An 18,025-nucleotide genomic window follows, 5' to 3' on the forward strand; every position below is an offset into this window, starting at 1 on the left:
AAATATTGAAATAATATATTAACCTAAAGTAACTCTTTTGAAACCTGTGATTTCAACGTTGAATCCTTTAACATAATCACCAACTTTTTTACTGTCATCTTTGATGAAGTTTTGATCTAAAAGAGCTTTCTCTTGATCTAAAGTAGTGTTGTCAGAAATGAAACGTTGAACTTTTCCTGGAAGGATTTTGTCCCAGATTTGCTCTGGTTTTCCTTCAGCTTTTAATTCAGCTTTAGCATCTTCTTCTGCTTGTTTGATAACTTCAGGAGTTAATTGAGAGAAAGAGATGTATTTAGGAACATTTTTTAAAGTTTTTCCTAAACGTGCAGCTTCTTCATTGTCTTTTTCGATTACAGCAATACGTGCAGCAAGTTCAGATTCAACGAAAGCAGGATCAAAATCTTTGTAAGATAATGTGTCAGCTCCCATAGAAGCAACTTGCATAGAAACATCTTTAGTTAAAGTCTCAGCATTAGCAATTGGAGCAGAAATAGCTGTTAAAGCAGCAATTTTGTTAACGTGAACATAAGATCCAACGAAAGCACCTTCTAAAATTTCGAAACCACCGATTTCGATTTTCTCACCGATAACACCAGTTTGCTCGATTAATTTCTCAGCAACTGTAATTCCGTTGAAATCAGAAGCTAAGAATTCTTCTTTAGAAGAGAAATTGATAGCTCTTTCAACTAGATCTTTGGCTAAAGTTACGAAAGCTTCGTTTTTACCTACGAAGTCAGTTTCGCAGTTTAAAGTAAGGATAGCTCCTTTAGTGTTGTCAGCATTGATGAAAGAAACAGCAGCTCCTTCAGAAGACTCACGGTCAGAACGGTTAGCAGCAACTTTTTGTCCTTTTTCTCTAAGGATTTGAATCGCTTTGTCGAAATCTCCTTCAGCTTCAACTAGGGCTTTTTTACAGTCCATCATTCCGGCACCTGTAGATTGTCTTAATTTATTTACGTCTGCAGCAGTAATTGTTGCCATAATATTTTAAGTTTTAATGTGTTTAAAAGTAAAAAATTCCAGCTTTTAAATCCCAAACTCCAATTTTAATAAATTATCAACATAACGTTTTTAATTCTGACTGGATTTTGGAATTTAAAATTTGGAATTTAAATTTTGATTTATTCTTCAGTTGCAGGAGCTTCAGCTTCAACAGCAGGAGCTTCTTCAGCAGCTTCAACTTCTTTTTCTGCACCTCTGTCAGAAAGACCTTCGATTACAGCAGTAGTTACTAAAGATAAAATTTTGTCAATTGATTTAGAAGCGTCATCATTTGCAGGAATCACGTAATCAACCTCTCTTGGGTCAGAATTCGTATCAACCATTGCGAAAACTGGAATGTTTAATTTTTGAGCTTCTTTTATTGCGATGTGTTCAGCTTTGATATCTACTACGAACAATGCTGCAGGTAGTCTAGACATATCAGCAATTGAACCTAAGTTTTTCTCTAATTTAGCACGTAGACGATCAACTTGTAAACGCTCTTTTTTAGATAAAGTGTTGAAAGTACCATCTTTCTTCATTTTATCGATAGAAGACATTTTTTTAACTGCCTTTCTGATAGTTACGAAGTTAGTCAACATACCACCTGGCCATCTTTCAGTGATGTAAGGCATGTTTGCAGCTTTTGCTTTATCAGCAACGATGTCTTTTGCTTGTTTTTTGGTAGCTACGAATAAGATTTTTCTACCTGATGCAGCGATTTTTTTCAAAGCTTCATTAGCCTCTTCAATTTTAGCTGCAGTTTTATATAGATTGATAATGTGAATACCATTACGCTCCATATAAATGTAAGGAGCCATGTTTGGATCCCATTTTCTAGTCATGTGTCCGAAGTGAACACCTGCTTCTAGTAATTCTTTTACTTCTATTTTGTTTGCCATTTTTGTACTAGTTTACGTTCTGTTGATTAGCAATGTGTGAATGGCGATTTCTCTGGCTTCATACATTTAGATGCTAAACTATATCCTACCTCGGTAGGAGAGCAACAATAACTGTGTTTTTTAATTTCAATAAATAATTGATAATGTCTTGTCTCATCTGAACAAGACAGGTAATATTAACGTTTAGAGAACTGGAATCTCTTACGAGCTTTCTTCTGACCGAATTTCTTACGTTCAACCATTCTTGGGTCTCTTGTTAATAAACCTTCTGGTTTAAGGATAGCTCTGTTTTCAGCGTTAACTTCACACATTACGCGTGCTAATGCCATTCTTACAGCTTCTGCCTGACCAGTTGTACCACCTCCGTAAACGTTTACTTTTACGTCAAAGTTACTAGCGTTTTCTGTCATAGAAAGCGGTTGTAAAACTTTGTACTGTAAAGTTGCAGTTGGAAAGTAAGTTGCGAATTCTTTTTTGTTTACAGTGATGTTTCCAGTTCCCTCAGAAACGTATACACGTGCAACAGCGGTTTTTCTTCTACCGATTTTGTGAATAACTCCCATTACTTAAGATCATTTAGGTTAACAGTTCTAGGTTTTTGAGCTCCGTGTTTGTGCTCAGCTCCTACAACAACATTTAGATTTCTAAAAAGTTCTGCTCCTAATTTATTTTTAGGTAACATACCTTTTACAGCTTTTTCTACTAATAATGCAGGGTTTTTAGCTTGCAATACTTTAGCAGTTAAAGTTCTTTGTCCTCCTGGGTAACCTGTATGACGCATGTAAATTTTGTCATTCAATTTTGTACCTGTAAGGTTAATTTTTTCTGAGTTGATAACAATTACGTTATCTCCACAGTCAACGTGCGGTGTGTAACTTGGCTTGTACTTACCTCTTAAGATCATTGCAACTTTAGAAGCAAGACGTCCTAAGTTATGACCTTCAGCGTCAACAACAATCCACTCTTTAGTTACAGTGGCTTTGTTAGCTGAAACCGTTTTGTAGCTTAATGCGTCCATAATATTATTTTAATTAAACATTCCATCCCCAATAAAGGGGATGCAAAAGTACAATTAATTATTTTAAAACCAAATACCTGAAAGAATATTTTATCTGCTGAAAATCAGGGGTTCAGTTTTTTAATTAATTGAGGAATAAAAAAACCGTCTCTACAATAAAGTAAAGACGGTTAAATATTTAGAAAAATTAGTATTATACAATAAATATATTGGCAATGTCAACCACTTGTTGAGTCGTAAGTGGTTCATCATAAGCTTCTGAGCCGGCTTCTGCTCCAAATGCTGTTGCAGTATTGAATCCCGCCTGCATTGTTACACCTTCACCATCATATACGGCTTGTGTTGCGGCAGGCATACCGGCGCCTCTATCGGCATTAGAAATCCATCCTTTTAAACCTCGAAGTCTTCTTACTTCAGAAGCATGACGGGCTTCGACAGAATGAATCTGAAGTGCTGCAGTTAATAAATCCGGAGCAGTAATTAGATTGGCAGCTTGTCCTTTATAAGCTCTCACACCAGTATCCTCAAAGGCTTGAGCTAGAGCTAAAAAGGTTGGGTAATCACCAAAAGGATTAAATGCTCCCCCAACCGTAAAATCAAAAGTTGGTTTTGGAACAAAATTAGCACTTGCAGTTCCGCCTAATCCCGCTATTAAAAATTTTACGTGATCAGATTCGTGTGCGGCAATTTGTTGAAATACTTTTAAATCACGCCCTCCATTTTCAGAAGCAGGAATGACGCCTGAATCTAGTGCCATTGCATAAAATTCATTTTCAAGATATTCTAATGTTAGTGCAAATTGCAAAGCTCCAATTGGAGTTGCAGGTGTTGCTGTAATGTCTTTTGCGAATGCTTTATTGGCCAGAGCCGATAATCCAAAAGGGATTGATGCTAAGGCTAAATTTTTTCCGATATTTCCAAACTGAGCAAAACTGTCTCTTCGTGAACCAGTACTATTCATTAAATTGTCATCAGTAAAGGATTCTATAAATTTTAAAATGTTCATAATTTCTAAGTTTTAGCGGTTAGGATTAAGGCAGATATTTAGCTGTAAATTTTGTGGTAATAAAATTCGCGGCAATTGGAAGAATTTTAGAAGGATCTTTGGCATCATCTAAACCTGTTGACATATTAACAATATCATCTCCGGCAAAATCCTTAGAATTAGGATTAATTAAACTTCTTATCGCTGATGCATGTCTTGCTTCGACAGAAACGATTTTTCCTGCTAGTAACAAGTAGTCTGCAGTTTTGATCAGTCTGCCGGCTCCATTATAAGCAGCAACACCAGTGTCTTCAAGTGCTTTTGCGGTAGCTAAAACTTCTGTACGACTGTTGAAATTTAAAGAACCGTAATTAAAAGCTAAAGTTGGTAGTAATTGAGAGCTGGGATCTGGAAGTGCTCCAGTTAAAGCTGCTTTGAAGAAGTCTCTGTGAACCACTTCATGATGATACAAGTCTGTTAATACCTGACGTTCAACTGAGCTGAATACGGTATTGAAACTGCTTGCATTGACAACTTTTGTATAAAAATCGGCCTCTAATTGTTCTAAAGCGTAGGCATAAGTAAGAACGCCAAAATCTCCGGAACCTAAATCGAAGACGCCATTTCTAATTCCTGGAAGAGAGGTGTCTTCCATATGATCATCATTATCATTGTCGCTGCAACCCGCCATAACCAAACCTGCGGTTACTAATGTTAGTCCACTGAGCTTAAGAAAGCTTCTTCTGCTATCCAGGGAAGGATTAACTTCCTGAATTTTAACTTCGTTTTTCATAATTACGTTTTTTAATAGTTAACAACATTGGTCTTTTAGTTATTAGGTATTTAAGTATTAACGAAATTTTAGGATATACGGTTTCAGAAAAATCATTCTTTTTTGGTTTTATTTCGAATAGAGGGCATAATTTGAAATACTGCTGGTTGTTTTTTGTTTTATTTTCGGTAATTCTACTATATTTGTATTAATTACTTAAACTTTTAATGGATGAAAGCTAAAGCAACTCTAAAACAAATTGCAAAAGAACTGGGGGTTTCCGTGTCAACTGTGTCTAAGGCGCTGAATGACAGTCCGGAAATCAGTGAGCAGACGAAGGTCAAGATTAAAGAGTATGCCAAACTCAAAAATTATAAACCGAATGTTATTGGTTTGAATTTAAAAAATCGTAAAACCAAAACGATTGGAGTAATTATACCTAATATATTAAACTCTTTCTTTGCAAAAGTTTTTAGTGGTATCGAAAAGGTTGCCGATAAAAAAGGATATAATGTAATTACTTGTATTTCTAATGAATCTCTTGAAAAAGAAGTTCACACATTGGAAATGCTGAGCAACGGAACTATCGACGGATTTATTTTGTCAGTTTCTCAAGAGGCTCAAAAACTTCAGGATTACAATCATTTCTCTGAAATCATAAACGATGGAACACCAATCGTTATGTTTGACCGTATTGCAGATGAAGTGGATTGTGATAAAGTAGTGGTAGACGATTATGATTCGGCTATCAATTCGACACAGCATTTAATTAATTTAGGTTGTAAAAATATCGCTCTGATTTCTTCTGTAGATAATATTAGTGTTGGAAAACTAAGAACAGAAGGATATTTAAAAGCTTTAAAGGACAATAATATCCCTATAAACGAAAAAATTATTCTTCGTACCGATTCTGAAGAAGATATGAAAGCTAAAATTGAAGGGATTTTTGATCACAAAATCGATGGAATCTTTGCTTTAGATGAAAATGATTCTGTTGCTGCTTTAAGAGTAAGTTTGAAAAAAGGATACAGAGTACCGGAAGATATTTCGATTATTGGTTTTGCCGATGGAATCTTAGCTTCCAGACGTTTATCACCAAGTTTGACAACTGTAAGTCAGCATGGAGTTGAAATTGGAGAAGTGGCAGCCAAAAGGTTAATCGAAAGATTGGAAGAACCGGAGGGAACGGTTTCTGAATATGAAACGATTGTAATTAAGACGAAGTTGAAAGAACGAGAATCTACTAGAAAAGTATAATAGATACAAGATTAAAAATTAACAAAAAAGGACTGTTCTCTGAACAGTCCTTTTTTTATGCATAATTTATGTCATTTCGACGAAGGAGAAATCTCCGCGAGAAGCTCTACAAAGATTGGCTTATTAGAACGGAGTTACTTGCGGAGATTTCTCCTTCGTCGAAATGACAAGATTGAGTTGTCTCTTGATAAAAAAATCTAAAATCTAAAATCTAAAATCAACAATCTGAAATCTAAAATAAATTAATGCGCTTCTAACCAATCTTTCCCCATTCCTAATTCAACTTCCAACGGAACCGACATTTTAAAAGCATTTTCCATTTCGTGTTTAATCATTGGTTGGATTTTTTCGAGTTCATCGTTGTGAACATCGAACACAAGCTCATCATGTACCTGAAGTAACATTTTAGATTTCCAGTTTTCGTCACGAAGTTTTTTATGAATATTGATCATGGCGATTTTAATCACATCTGCTGCACTTCCCTGAATTGGTGCGTTTACAGCATTTCTTTCAGCGGCACTTCTTACCACGGCATTTGCAGAATTAATATCTTTTAAATAACGACGACGACCTAAAATAGTTTGTACATAACCTTTTTCGCGTGCAAATTCAACTTGTTCAGAGATATAAGATTTAAGACGTGGATAAGTCTTGTAATAAGCATCAATCAAAGCGGCACTTTCGCTTCTTGATAATGAAGTTTGATTGCTCAATCCAAAAGCAGAAACACCATAGATAATTCCGAAGTTTACCGTTTTAGCGTTGCTTCTTTGTTCGCGTGATACTTCATCCAAGGCAACATTGAATACCTTTGCAGCAGTTGCTTTATGAATGTCTTCACCATCTTGGAAAGCTTTAATCATATTTTCTTCTCCACTCAAAGCTGCAATAATTCGCAATTCGATTTGAGAGTAATCGGCAGAGATTAAAGTGTAATTTTCATCGCGTGCTACAAAAGCTTTACGAATCTGACGACCTCTTTCGGTACGGATTGGAATGTTCTGTAAGTTTGGATTATTCGAGCTCAAACGTCCCGTTGCGGCAACCGTCTGCATATAATCGGTATGAACGCGTTGCGTCTTTATGTCAACTTGTTCTGGTAAAGCTAAAATATAAGTGCTTTGCAGTTTTACCATTTGACGCCAATCCAGGATTTGTTTTACGATCGGATTGTCATTTGCTAAATAAGTTAAAACTTCTTCTCCGGTTGCGTATTGACCTGTCTTGGTTTTCTTTTGTTTTGCTCCGCCAATTTTAAGCTTTTCAAATAAAATATCTCCTAACTGTTTTGGAGAAGCCAGATTGAATTTCTCGCCTGCAGTTTCATAGATTTGTTCTTCAAGAGATTTGATTTCAACATCCATCTCTTTAGACATTTCTTTTAAAAACTCAACATCCAGACGAATTCCCTCGGTTTCCATATCAGCTAAAACACTTACTAATGGAATTTCGATTTCGTCAAATAACTTTTTAGTTTCGGTTTTGTCTAATTCAGTAGTGAAGATTTCTTTAAGTTGTAAAGTAACATCAGCATCTTCGGCAGCATATTCTTTAATATCTTCTAAAGGAACATCACGCATTGAAAGCTGATTTTTTCCTTTTTTGCCAATCAAAGTCTCGATTGATTTTGGAGAATATTTTAAATAGGTTTCTGCTAAAATATCCATATTATGACGCATATCCGGGTTGATCAGATAATGTGCAATCATCGTGTCGAAAAGTTTTCCTTTTACAGTTACGTCGTAATTAGAAAGTATTTTTAAATCGTATTTTAAATTCTGACCGATTTTCTCAATGTTTTCATTTTCAAAAAACGGAACAAATTTCTCAATCAAAGCTTTTGCTTCTTCCTGACTTTCCGGAAACGGAACATAAAAAGCTTTTCCTTTTTCATAAGAAAACGACATTCCAACCAATTCAGCATGTAAAGCATCAATTCCGGTTGTTTCGGTATCAAAACAAACAGAAGTCTGTTTTTCTAAATTCTGCAAAAGTAATTTTACACCTAAATCACCCTGAACGGTTTGATAAGAATGTGGAGTGTCTTCTAAAGTATTATAAAATGAAGTTCTTGGAGCGTCTGCATTATCTTCTGTCAAAGTGCTTCCAAAAAGATCAAATTGGTCTTCGTTTTTAGGCTGTGGTTTTTTATACAATTTAGCATCAGAAGCTGGAGCTGTAGTTTGAGTTCCATCTGTTTTAAATAAATTGTCAAACTGTTCAGCCATTCTTCTGAATTCTAATTCCTGAAAAATAGCATCCGTTTTTTCAATATCCGGACGCGAAAGTTCGTAGTCATCTTCATTAAAAGTAACATCACAATCTGTAATGATTGCAGCCAGTTTTTTAGAAAGAATTCCTTTTTCTTTATTGGCTTCAATATTTTCTTTCATTTTACCTTTTAGTTTATCCGTATTTGCTAAAAGGTTTTCCATTGTGCCAAATTCTTTCAGGAATTTTTTAGCAGTCACTTCACCAACTCCCGGAAGTCCAGGAATATTATCGACAGCATCACCCATCATTCCAAGAAAATCAATTACCTGTTCCGGTCTTTCGATTTCAAATTTTGCCAAAACTTCAGGAACTCCCCAAATTTCGATTCCGTTACCCATACGGGCAGGTTTGTACATAAAAATATTTTCAGAAACCAATTGAGCAAAATCCTTATCAGGAGTTACCATGAAAACTTTGTAATTCTGTTTTTCGGCTTGTTTAGCGATTGTTCCAATTAAGTCATCAGCTTCACAGCCTTCCACTTCAATAATTGGAATGTGCATAGCTCTCAATAATTCCTGAATATATGGAACAGCAATTTTAATCGCTTCTGGAGTTTCATCACGATTGGCTTTGTATTCAACGAACATTTCGGATCTTACATGACTTCCGCCTTTATCAAAAGCAACAGCCAAATGATCTGGTTTTTCTCTTTTAATAACATCTAAAAGTGAGTTCATAAAACCCATAATTGCAGATGTATCCATCCCTTTTGAGTTGATTCTCGGGTTTTTAATAAAGGCATAATAACCACGAAAAATTAGTGCATAAGCATCTAGAAGAAAAAGGCGTTTTTGAGTCGACATATTAAAAATATTAGTCTGTAAAAATAAACAATTGGGTTTTAAAAACAGATTTGTTCATGAAAATTAATTTGGTTTCATGATTCTGTAGAGACGCACCGCAATGCGTCTAACTTGTCATCATTAAATTAAATGAACTTATATAACGTATATGGTAGAAAAAGAGCAAAGAGTTAATATCAAGTTAAAATGTTTAGAAGTAGTCTTTTCTTCATGCTTTCTTCATTTTCGGAGGGTAATTTCGAACTGTAAAATAAAAGGTTATTAATTTAAATATTTAGAAATCATGAGAAATTTATTAATGTTACTAGTGGCAGTTTTAGGAACAAGTGTTATGGTTCATGCTTTCCCGGCAAAAACAGGAAAAGAAGCTCCGGCTAAAGAAGTAAAAGCTACCAAACATCGCAAACACAAATCTGACAAAAAAGAAAAATCAGAAAAAAGTGAAGCTCCAAAGACAGAAACTGCAAAAGTGAAAAAATAATATGTTTTTTGTTTTGTTTTCGAATGATTGTAAGGAAACAAAACAGGAAGGATAATTATGAGAATGCTGATGGAAAAGCTGATGAAGAAATTTATCAGCTTTTTGCGTTAATGTTTTTACAACTCAGCTATTTCTTCTTTTTAAATGATTAATTTTAATTACGCTTAAGTATATTGTTATGAATATTTTGATTGTTGAAGATAATCGGGAACTTGCGGTAGAAGTTTATGATTTTTTGTGTAATGCGGGTTATATCTGCAAGATTACACATACATGCGCAGATGCTTTGGAGGAATTTGGGAGCAATGATTATGACGCGATGCTTTTGGATTTAGGACTTCCGGACGGAGATGGTTTTGAGGTGTTACAGACGGTTAGAAAAACGAAATCAAAAATGGCAGTTATTGTTTTGACGGCAAGAGGAGAACTGGACGACAGAATTAACGGTTTACATCTTGGAGCCGATGATTATTTGACAAAACCTTTTGCTTTGACAGAACTCAGTGCAAGATTGTTCGCTGTGATTAGAAGAATTCATGGATTTACTTTAAACAATCTTACAATTCATGGTTTTGTTCTACAGCTTCAGGATTATAAAGTCAGTTTTAATGATAATCCAATCAACCTGACGAAAAAGGAGTTTGATATTTTTCAGTATTTGGTTTTGAATAAAAATCGGGTCATAACGCGTTTACAGCTTACAGAACATATTTGGGGAGATATTCTGGAAGTCAATTCTGATTCTAATTTTATTGATGTTCACGTTCGAAATCTTCGAAAAAAATTAGATAAACATGCGCCGATTGATTGGTTCGAAACAGTTAGAAATGTAGGGTATCGTATAAACGAATAAAGTATTCCTGTGAAAATAAAACATCAATTAGCCATCTTTAACGCACTAACAAGATTGTTGGTTATTGTAATTTTATGGCTAATGCTTCCTATATTGGTGGAAAATGTCGTTTACCATCATATTAATAATAGTCTTCTTGAGAAAAAAAAGAAGTTTATTGAACATTTAAATCCCGAAGAAATTAAGGATTTCTTAGAGAATCCGGATGATTCTACAGAAACGTTTTCTGAGTTTTCCACACTTCATAGCGAGTTTTTGGTTCTTTCACGCGTTCCAATTAAACCACATCAGAAAAAAACATCTTTCAGTAATGATTATCGGGTAATTGAAGGGGAAGAGAATGAATATCGAATTCTGCAACATCATTTTAATTATCAGGGTGAAGATTATCAGCTGGAAATCGGAAGCAGTTTAAGTGAAGTAAACGACTTAACATTTGTGATTCGATTTTTTATATTGATTGTTTTTGTAGTGATTCTTTTTGTTACTTTTTTAGCAGATACCTTTTATATAGAATATCTTCTTAAACCTTTTTATAAAATTATTGATACCAAAATCAGGCGTGTCAATGAACCGGAAACTTTTGATCACACTCCTATAAAAGCAGCTTCGAGAGATTTTAGAGAACTCGATTTTGTTTTAAATCAAATGATGGATCGTATTGCAGAAGTTTTTAAAAAAGAAAAACAGTTTATTTCTAATGTTTCACACGAATTGCTAACGCCAATTGCACTTCTAAAAAATAAATTGGAAAATTTATTACAGAATGAATCTTTGGATGATATTGCTATTGATAAAATTGCAGGTTCGCTGAAGACTTTAGATATGCTGAAAAAAATTATCAATAACTTATTGCTGATTTCCAGAATTGACAATAATCAGTACGAAGCAAATGAAGAAATCAATCTAACCGAAATAGTTTCAGATTTGCAGGAAGATCTCCAGGATCGTATCGAGGATAGGGAAATTCAGTTTGAAAATAAGATGCAGGAGCACTTTGTTTTTACAGGGAATAAAACTTTAATTCATATTCTGATTTATAATTTGGTGACTAATGCCATAAAGTACAATAAACCAAAAGGAAGCATTACTGTTGTAGATGGTTTTGCAGAAGAATATTATTTTATTTCTGTAAAAGATTCAGGAATTGGAATGGATGAATCACAGCTGGAAAAAATATTCAGCCGATTTGCCCGTATAAGTTCAGATCAGGAAGGGCAGGGGTTAGGACTTGCAATTGCGCAGAGTATTGCCTCATTTCATCATATCCAGATTAAGGTAGAATCGGTTTTAAACCAAGGGACTGCATTTACTTTAATATTCGAAAAAGCCAATTAAAAGTTAAATTTATTTGTAAGGCTTTATCTTCATTTTGTCTTCATTTTACGATTATACCTTTGACTTATAAATAATGAAACAATAATAATCATAAAATTTAAAGTCATGAAAAAATTAGCAATTTTAGCAGTAGCAGTTCTAGGAACATTTTCAATGGTAAACGCTCAAACAACTCCAGCAGCACCAGCTCAATCAAAAGAAGTAAAAGTCGCTAAACACGACAAAAAAGGAAACAAAAAAGCCAAAGGCGATAAAAAAGCAGAAGCTGCTATAAAACCAGAAGCTCCAAAAGCAAAATAAAACAACATTAAGTTGTAAAATTAAATAGTTTTAAAAGGTTGGTAGGTTAAAGCTGAAAGAGGACTCTTTCAGCTTTTTTACTTTTAACAGCGTTAAATTTTTTATAATAAAAAGAAATAAAATTTTCATTCTTTGTTACTTTGCTTAAAACTATAACAAATGATCCTTCGTTTTGTAATTCTATGCGCTCTTTTTTTATTTATTGAGTTCTATTCTTATCAGGCTTTTCGAACTTTAATCAAAGTAAGATGGGTTTTAATAAGTTATCAGATTATAAGTGCACTACTTTTAATTTTTATCATATATTCTTTCTCTCAAATAGACCGTTCAGTTGGTCAGACCAGACAATTTATGTTTACGACTGGTTTGATGTTGACAATTTATGTTCCTAAAATTGTACTTACACTAATAATGTTTGGTGAAGATATTTTTAGGATTGGAGCCAGTATTGTGAACTATTTTGTTTATAATGCTCCAAGAAAAGAAATGATGCCGGATCGACGAAAATTTGTAAGTCAGATTGCATTGGGACTCGCGGCAATTCCTTTTCTGTCTATAATTTATGGAATATTCGAAGGGAAATATAATTTCAAAGTAATCAAGCAAACGGTATTTTTTCCTGATCTTCCTGATGCTTTTGATGGTTTTAAAATCACTCAGATTTCGGATGTTCACAGTGGAAGTTTTGATAATCCTGAGAAAATCAATTATGCGATTGACTTAATAAATCAGCAGGAATCAGATCTGATTTTGTTTACCGGTGATATTGTAAATACTCATGCAAAAGAAATGCATCCGTGGCTGGAAACTTTCAATCGTATTAAAGAGTATAAATACGGAAAGTTTGCTGTTTTAGGAAACCATGATTACGGTGAATATGTGACTTGGCCTTCGGAAAAAGAAAAAGATGAAAACTTTCAGGCTATTAAAAAACTGTACGGTCAGATTGGTTTTAAGCTGATGCTTAATGAACATACTTATATTCAGAAAGGCGATGATAAAATTGCTCTTATCGGAGTAGAAAACTGGGGCGTTAATTTTAAGAAAGCCGGAGATTTAAATAAAGCTTCAGAAAATGTACATAAGGACGATTTTAAAGTTTTAATGAGTCACGATCCAAGTCATTGGGATGCCGAAATTAAAGATCACCCAAAGAATTTTCATTTGACTTTTGCAGGTCACACACACGGAATGCAATTCGGAATCGAAATTCCGGGATATTTCAAATGGAGTTTAGCACAATACATTTATAAACAATGGGCGGGGTTATACGAAAACGTCGGAAGATACGTTTATGTTAACCGCGGATTTGGTTTTCATGCCTATCCGGGACGAGTTGGTATTATGCCCGAAATAACGGTCATTGAACTAAAAAAAGGCCGTAATGTCGCTTAATTCGTTAAAAATGCTAAATTTGTATTATATTTATTTCTTTTAATAGATTTAAAAAACTTAAAATTTTTGGTTTTATGTCAAAATTTGGAGAACTAATAAATGCTCAGGTTCCAGTGTTAATTGATTTTTACACAGATTGGAATGAATCTTCAGTTTCTATGCATCCTGTTATTAAGGATGTTGCTGCTGCGCTTGGTGATAAAGCTAAAGTAATTAAAATTGATGTCGATAAAAATCAGGAACTGGCAGAAGCTCTTCGTATAAAAGGACTTCCAACGTTAATGATTTATAAAGATGGACAAATGATCTGGAGGCAATCCGGAGAACTTGATGCGAATACTATTATAGGAATTGTTCAAGAGCAATTTAACGTTTAAATTACTTCCTTTTTTGTTGATATTGTCTCTCTAGTGAATAATATCAAACTTATATCCGTTTTCTTTTAAAAAATGCAATGTTCTTGGCAAAGCGAATCTCAAATTAGGTGAAGCTTTTATACTGTCATGAAAAACAATCACACTGCCGGATTTTACATTCTTCGTCACATTTTCAAGACATTTTTCAGGAGTTATGCTTTGGTCAAAATCTGCGCTTAAAACATCCCACATCACAATTTTATAACCTAAATTTCGTAAGATTTTAGATTGTGCCTTTTTGATTTTTCCATAAGGAGGACGAAACAATAAACGGCGAGGTGTTTTTTCTTGTTCGTCTAAAACTTCAGCACAGTTTTTTACATTTTCGATGTATTCGTTAGTGTGAATTTTCCACCCGTTAACATGATTCATGGTATGGTTTCCAATAGAATGTCCATCGGTAATTAGCTTTTCAAATAAAGCTAAGTTGGCTTTGATATTTTTTCCGATGCAGAAAAAAGTAGCTTTTGCATCAAACTTTTTCAATTCAGATAAAACCCAGTCTGTAATTTCAGGGGTAGGGCCGTCATCGAATGTTAAGTATATTTTCTTTTCATTGTTAGGAATGTCCCAGCAATATTTAGAAAATACCTTTTTAATAAATGAATTAGTTTTTACCCAATAAAAGCTCATCTTGAATTGAATTTACATCGTATGTAAAATTAAAAAATGCAGCGCTATTTATCAAACAGCGCTGCATTTTTTTAATTGTTAAGATTTTCGTATATTATTTATTCTTTTTCACGTCCAAAACGTTCAAAAACATTTACATAAGTGTTAAATGTTGTTTTGTGCTGGTTGTAAAAAACAGTGTCTTTATTGTCCTGCATTACGTGTAATAAACTTCTGTAACGCTCAATATCTGTAATAATATCCATTGCTAAATCAGTTTGGTCAGAAGGAGGTAGTGTACCGTAATAATTTAAATTCTCCTTGTATTTCTGAACCAGTTTGTTTAGAAGGTCTTGTGCTTTTGCTTTTTCACCTACTTTGTAATAACCATCAGCAAAAGGTTCAACTAAAGAATAATATCCAAATTTATCTAAAGGCATTTGAGTTATAGCTAAATTAATCACATTTTTAGCTTTATCAATTTTACCTTCTTTAATAAGCTGGTTCATTAATCTTGAAAGGTTAGTACGATATGTAATGCTATTTCTTCTTGTTTCAGGATCGTGATAGATGTTTCCGTTGCTATTGCCCCAGTCCCATTTCATTACAATATCATACATTTTATCAGCATCAATTTGTCCCATATCCAATGGTCCTCCGTCTTTAGAAGGAGTATTTTTTATTGGAACCAATTTATAAACCATTCCGTCCAGTTGCAGATAATCTTTTAACCATAAGTAATCTTCATCATCAAAAGCACCTCCGCTGAAATAAATAGGCCTTTTCCAATTGTTATTCGCTAAGATATCAAGCATCATTAAACGGTTTTTGTATAACGCGCTTCCTTTGATGTTAATGTCTAAATAAGGAACAATAGAGTCGTTGTATTTAGGATTAACTACTTTGTTTTTAATGATTGCATCTTTATCGACATTTACTCTGATTTTATTAGTTGGGTAAAAGTGAATAGTTTGTCCATTTTGTAACCCAACAGTTGATTTAGGATTTTTGATGAAATCAATAAAATCGGTAATGTTCCAGCGAGTATCAATTTTCTGGATGTATACAGTATAATCCAGTCTGTCTCCAACATATTGATCGTGTGTAAAAGAAATAGGAAGCGGATTAGACTCGTATGCTTTGGCTTTCATTTGATCAATGTACCAATCAGTCATAAATAAACTTGTATTTACAATTTTAACATCCGTTCTAAAATGCTCAATTTCCTGTGCATACCAAAGCGGAAACGTATCATTGTCACCAATCGTAAATAAAATGGCGTCTTTATCGCAAGAACTCAGATAAGCTTTTGCCATAGCTACAGCTGTATATCTTCCTGATCTGTCATGATCGTCCCAGTTTTGAGCAGCCATTAAAACCGGTGCAGCTAATAAACTTCCTGCAATAATAATCGGTCCTGCGATTTTTGGAGCAAGATATTTCTGGATGCTTTCATAGAGCGAATAAACACCAAAACCAATCCAAATAGCAAACACATAGAATGAACCAACAAGTGCGTAATCTCTTTCACGAGGCTCAAAAGGTCTTTCGTTCAAATATATTTTTAGTGCAATTCCTGTAAATAAGAAAAGTGCTAAAAGGACATAAAAACTTTTCAAATCTTTATTGGCATGGTACATCAAACCAATTAAACCTAAAATAAATGGAAGGAAATAATAAGCATTACGTCCTTTGTTGTTTAATACGTCAGTAGGAAGGTTATCCTGAGACCCTAAATGAACAGAATCTAAAGCTTTGATACCGCTGATCCAGTTTCCGTCCAAATTATCATATTTACCCTGAACATCATTTTGGCGTCCAACAAAGTTCCACATTAAATATCTCCAGTACATGTATCCAAATTGATATTCAAACATAAAAGCAAAATTGTCTGCTGTTGTTGGTTTTTCAACTAAAAGATATTTGCCGTAGCTTCTTAAAAATTTAACATAACCTTCATTGTCAATTTGTTTTTGAGCAAAGGCATGTCTGAATTCAGAAACCGTTTTTTCAACTTCATTACGCAATTGAGCTGTAGCTTTGTTGTATTCGTCTTCGGTCAATTGGCTGGCGTCAATTCCATATTCAGCTAAATCTTCATCATAACTGTGATTTGGGTCAATTCTGAATTTAGGAGGATTGGTAAAGTTGATATAGTTTTGAATATGAGCAGTTTCCGTACTCCACATTCTAGGCAGAATTGCTTTCTGATTGTCATCAGAATTTTGTTCTGCATTTTTATAATTATTGGTAATAATGTATTTACCTGTTTTATAATCTCTTTCGTAGTTTGGCTTTTTGTCTAAATACGGAGTTTTAGCATCAAGACCGGCAAAAAGTTCAGTGTATTGAGGTCCGTAAAACAAAGGATTTACACCGTATTGCTCACGATTGTAATAAGCCAAAACCTCAGTAGCATCTGAAGGTTTATTTTCGTTAATAACTGTATTGGCATTGGCACGAACCGGAAGCATTAACCAGGTTGAGAAACCAATCAGAATGAATAAAATACACAATATAATAGTGTTGTAAAATATTAATCCTTTTTGTTTGGTAAATTTTAATCCAAAATAGAAGAAAGCTACAAATAATAAGGCAACAAATATAGTTCCTGAGTTAAAAGGAAGTCCCATGCTGTTTACCATGAAAATTTCAGTTTTTCCGAAAAATGCCATAGTTAATGGAAGCAATAATTTGAAGATAAACAACAAGATTCCGATAACTACTACATTGGCAATAAGGAAGTTTTTGATAGTAACTTTTTCGTAATGCTTGAAATAATACAAAAACCCAATTGAAGGAATAGTTAAAAGGGCCATGAAGTGAACTCCAAAAGATAGTCCGACAACCAAAGAGATGATTAAAAGCCATTTGTTTCCTTTTGGTTTGTCCATGTCTTGTTCCCAACGTAAACCAAGCCAGAAAAGCAATGCAATTAATAAAGAGGCCATAGCGTAAACTTCGGCTTCAACTGCATTAAACCAGAAACTATCAGAAAAAGTGTAGGCCAAAGCTCCAACAAAAGAGCTTCCTAAAATAACAATGGAGTTGTTTTGGTCAATCTCGGCAAAACGAGCCACAATCTTTTTTAAGATCATAGAAGAAGACCAGAACATAAATAATATGGTAAATGCGCTAGAGAAAACAGACATCATATTAACCATTACAGCTACATGCTGTGCATCTATTGCAAACATTGCAAAAAATGCGCCCATCATTTGAAAAAGAGGAGCCCCTGGTGGGTGACCTACTTCAAGTTTGGCTGCGGTTGCAATATATTCTCCGCAATCCCAAAAGCTCATTGTAGGTTCAACTGTTAATGTGTAGGTAATTAAAGCGATTGCAAATGCAAACCAACCAATAATTGTATTCCATTTATTGAAATTGAATTGTGCCATATTTAGGTGTTAAAAATTTGAAAGTTTTCTATCCTACAAAGAAAATGTTTTTTTATGTAAAGAATGGAGCATTAACAAAAAATTCTATAAAACTATCAGAAGGAACTAATTTATTGTGTTTGAAGCGCTTCTGAAGTTAAGAGAAATTTCAAAGTGAAAAAAAACTTAAAAAATGATTTTTTTTGGTTAAAAAGTTTGCACAAACTAAATAAAGCCTTAAATTTGCACTCGCTTTAC

The 18,025-nt window shown here is 34.0% G+C and carries 16 protein-coding genes; 7 read left to right on the plus strand and 9 right to left on the minus strand.

What is annotated here, in order from left to right; all coding sequences use genetic code 11:
* Window positions 1–18: 18 nt before the first annotated feature.
* From tsf to HYN56_RS08445, 6 genes are all read right to left on the minus strand, one after another.
* Window positions 19–981: a translation elongation factor Ts gene (gene tsf, locus HYN56_RS08420; protein WP_109191768.1), complete on the minus strand. Its 963-nt coding sequence runs from the start codon at window positions 979–981 to the stop codon at window positions 19–21.
* Window positions 982–1,121: 140 nt separating this feature from the next.
* Window positions 1,122–1,883 (minus strand): 30S ribosomal protein S2, encoded by a 762-nt coding sequence (rpsB, locus tag HYN56_RS08425; RefSeq protein WP_109191769.1) that lies wholly within the window; start codon window positions 1,881–1,883, stop codon window positions 1,122–1,124.
* 176 nt (window positions 1,884–2,059) lie between these two features.
* Entirely contained in the window at window positions 2,060–2,446 is a 387-nt protein-coding gene (gene rpsI / locus HYN56_RS08430) for a 30S ribosomal protein S9 (protein WP_008466792.1), read from the minus strand.
* Complete coding sequence (rplM, locus tag HYN56_RS08435; protein ID WP_109191770.1) at window positions 2,446–2,901, minus strand: 50S ribosomal protein L13; 456 nt, start codon at window positions 2,899–2,901, stop codon at window positions 2,446–2,448. Before rplM ends, rpsI begins: the two co-directional genes overlap by 1 nt.
* A 193-nt stretch (window positions 2,902–3,094) precedes the next feature.
* Window positions 3,095–3,907: a ferritin-like domain-containing protein gene (locus HYN56_RS08440; RefSeq protein WP_109191771.1), complete on the minus strand. Its 813-nt coding sequence runs from the start codon at window positions 3,905–3,907 to the stop codon at window positions 3,095–3,097.
* A gap of 25 nt (window positions 3,908–3,932) precedes the next feature.
* A complete protein-coding gene (locus tag HYN56_RS08445; RefSeq protein WP_109191772.1) occupies window positions 3,933–4,679 on the minus strand; it encodes a ferritin-like domain-containing protein in 747 nt (248 codons plus the stop codon).
* A 210-nt stretch (window positions 4,680–4,889) separates the two neighbouring features.
* Between HYN56_RS08445 and HYN56_RS08450 the strand changes: the two genes are divergently transcribed.
* A complete protein-coding gene (locus HYN56_RS08450; protein ID WP_091493493.1) occupies window positions 4,890–5,915 on the plus strand; it encodes a LacI family DNA-binding transcriptional regulator in 1,026 nt (341 codons plus the stop codon).
* Window positions 5,916–6,157: 242 nt separating this feature from the next.
* Here the strand turns inward: HYN56_RS08450 and polA are convergent, their stop codons facing one another.
* Window positions 6,158–8,995, minus strand: a complete 2,838-nt coding sequence (gene polA / locus HYN56_RS08455) for a DNA polymerase I (RefSeq protein ID WP_109191773.1) — start codon at window positions 8,993–8,995, stop codon at window positions 6,158–6,160.
* Between the two features lie 283 nt (window positions 8,996–9,278).
* Here polA and HYN56_RS08460 point away from each other — a divergent pair, with 283 nt between their 5' ends.
* The 6 genes from HYN56_RS08460 to HYN56_RS08485 all read left to right on the plus strand — a co-directional run bounded on the left by HYN56_RS08460 (window position 9,279) and on the right by HYN56_RS08485 (window position 13,739).
* Window positions 9,279–9,476 (plus strand): hypothetical protein, encoded by a 198-nt coding sequence (locus HYN56_RS08460; protein ID WP_109191774.1) that lies wholly within the window; start codon window positions 9,279–9,281, stop codon window positions 9,474–9,476.
* A gap of 178 nt (window positions 9,477–9,654) precedes the next feature.
* Window positions 9,655–10,329, plus strand: coding sequence for a response regulator transcription factor (locus tag HYN56_RS08465; protein WP_109191775.1), 675 nt, complete (start codon window positions 9,655–9,657; stop codon window positions 10,327–10,329).
* A gap of 9 nt (window positions 10,330–10,338) precedes the next feature.
* Window positions 10,339–11,667, plus strand: a complete 1,329-nt coding sequence (locus HYN56_RS08470; protein WP_240622675.1) for a sensor histidine kinase — start codon at window positions 10,339–10,341, stop codon at window positions 11,665–11,667.
* Between the two features lie 105 nt (window positions 11,668–11,772).
* Window positions 11,773–11,967: a hypothetical protein gene (locus HYN56_RS08475; protein ID WP_109191777.1), complete on the plus strand. Its 195-nt coding sequence runs from the start codon at window positions 11,773–11,775 to the stop codon at window positions 11,965–11,967.
* Window positions 11,968–12,126: 159 nt separating this feature from the next.
* Complete coding sequence (locus tag HYN56_RS08480; RefSeq protein ID WP_109191778.1) at window positions 12,127–13,362, plus strand: metallophosphoesterase; 1,236 nt, start codon at window positions 12,127–12,129, stop codon at window positions 13,360–13,362.
* Between the two features lie 32 nt (window positions 13,363–13,394).
* Window positions 13,395–13,739 carry a thioredoxin family protein gene (locus HYN56_RS08485; protein WP_394336280.1) on the plus strand — a complete coding sequence of 115 codons (345 nt, stop codon included), beginning with the start codon at window positions 13,395–13,397 and terminating at the stop codon, window positions 13,737–13,739.
* A gap of 30 nt (window positions 13,740–13,769) precedes the next feature.
* Here HYN56_RS08485 and HYN56_RS08490 read toward each other — a convergent pair whose 3' ends face one another.
* A complete protein-coding gene (locus HYN56_RS08490; RefSeq protein WP_109191780.1) occupies window positions 13,770–14,411 on the minus strand; it encodes a polysaccharide deacetylase family protein in 642 nt (213 codons plus the stop codon).
* Window positions 14,412–14,509: 98 nt separating this feature from the next.
* The gene (locus HYN56_RS08495; RefSeq protein WP_109191781.1) at window positions 14,510–17,788 is read right to left on the minus strand and encodes a glycosyltransferase family 117 protein; all 3,279 of its coding nucleotides are present in this window, start codon (window positions 17,786–17,788) and stop codon (window positions 14,510–14,512) included.
* Between the last annotated feature and the right edge of the window lie 237 nt (window positions 17,789–18,025).

Origin of the sequence: Flavobacterium crocinum (genome assembly GCF_003122385.1) — a bacterium.
GTDB lineage: Bacteria > Bacteroidota > Bacteroidia > Flavobacteriales > Flavobacteriaceae > Flavobacterium > Flavobacterium crocinum.

Coding starts and splice junctions, on each gene's coding strand:
- tsf (WP_109191768.1), bottom strand. CDS start 981: ATGGCAACAATTACTGCTGCAGACGTAAATAAATTAAGACAATCTACA.
- rpsB (WP_109191769.1), bottom strand. CDS start 1,883: ATGGCAAACAAAATAGAAGTAAAAGAATTACTAGAAGCAGGTGTTCAC.
- rpsI (WP_008466792.1), bottom strand. CDS start 2,446: ATGGGAGTTATTCACAAAATCGGTAGAAGAAAAACCGCTGTTGCACGT.
- rplM (WP_109191770.1), bottom strand. CDS start 2,901: ATGGACGCATTAAGCTACAAAACGGTTTCAGCTAACAAAGCCACTGTA.
- HYN56_RS08440 (WP_109191771.1), bottom strand. CDS start 3,907: ATGAACATTTTAAAATTTATAGAATCCTTTACTGATGACAATTTAATG.
- HYN56_RS08445 (WP_109191772.1), bottom strand. CDS start 4,679: ATGAAAAACGAAGTTAAAATTCAGGAAGTTAATCCTTCCCTGGATAGC.
- HYN56_RS08450 (WP_091493493.1), top strand. CDS start 4,890: ATGAAAGCTAAAGCAACTCTAAAACAAATTGCAAAAGAACTGGGGGTT.
- polA (WP_109191773.1), bottom strand. CDS start 8,995: ATGTCGACTCAAAAACGCCTTTTTCTTCTAGATGCTTATGCACTAATT.
- HYN56_RS08460 (WP_109191774.1), top strand. CDS start 9,279: ATGAGAAATTTATTAATGTTACTAGTGGCAGTTTTAGGAACAAGTGTT.
- HYN56_RS08465 (WP_109191775.1), top strand. CDS start 9,655: ATGAATATTTTGATTGTTGAAGATAATCGGGAACTTGCGGTAGAAGTT.
- HYN56_RS08475 (WP_109191777.1), top strand. CDS start 11,773: ATGAAAAAATTAGCAATTTTAGCAGTAGCAGTTCTAGGAACATTTTCA.
- HYN56_RS08480 (WP_109191778.1), top strand. CDS start 12,127: ATGATCCTTCGTTTTGTAATTCTATGCGCTCTTTTTTTATTTATTGAG.
- HYN56_RS08490 (WP_109191780.1), bottom strand. CDS start 14,411: ATGAGCTTTTATTGGGTAAAAACTAATTCATTTATTAAAAAGGTATTT.
- HYN56_RS08495 (WP_109191781.1), bottom strand. CDS start 17,788: ATGGCACAATTCAATTTCAATAAATGGAATACAATTATTGGTTGGTTT.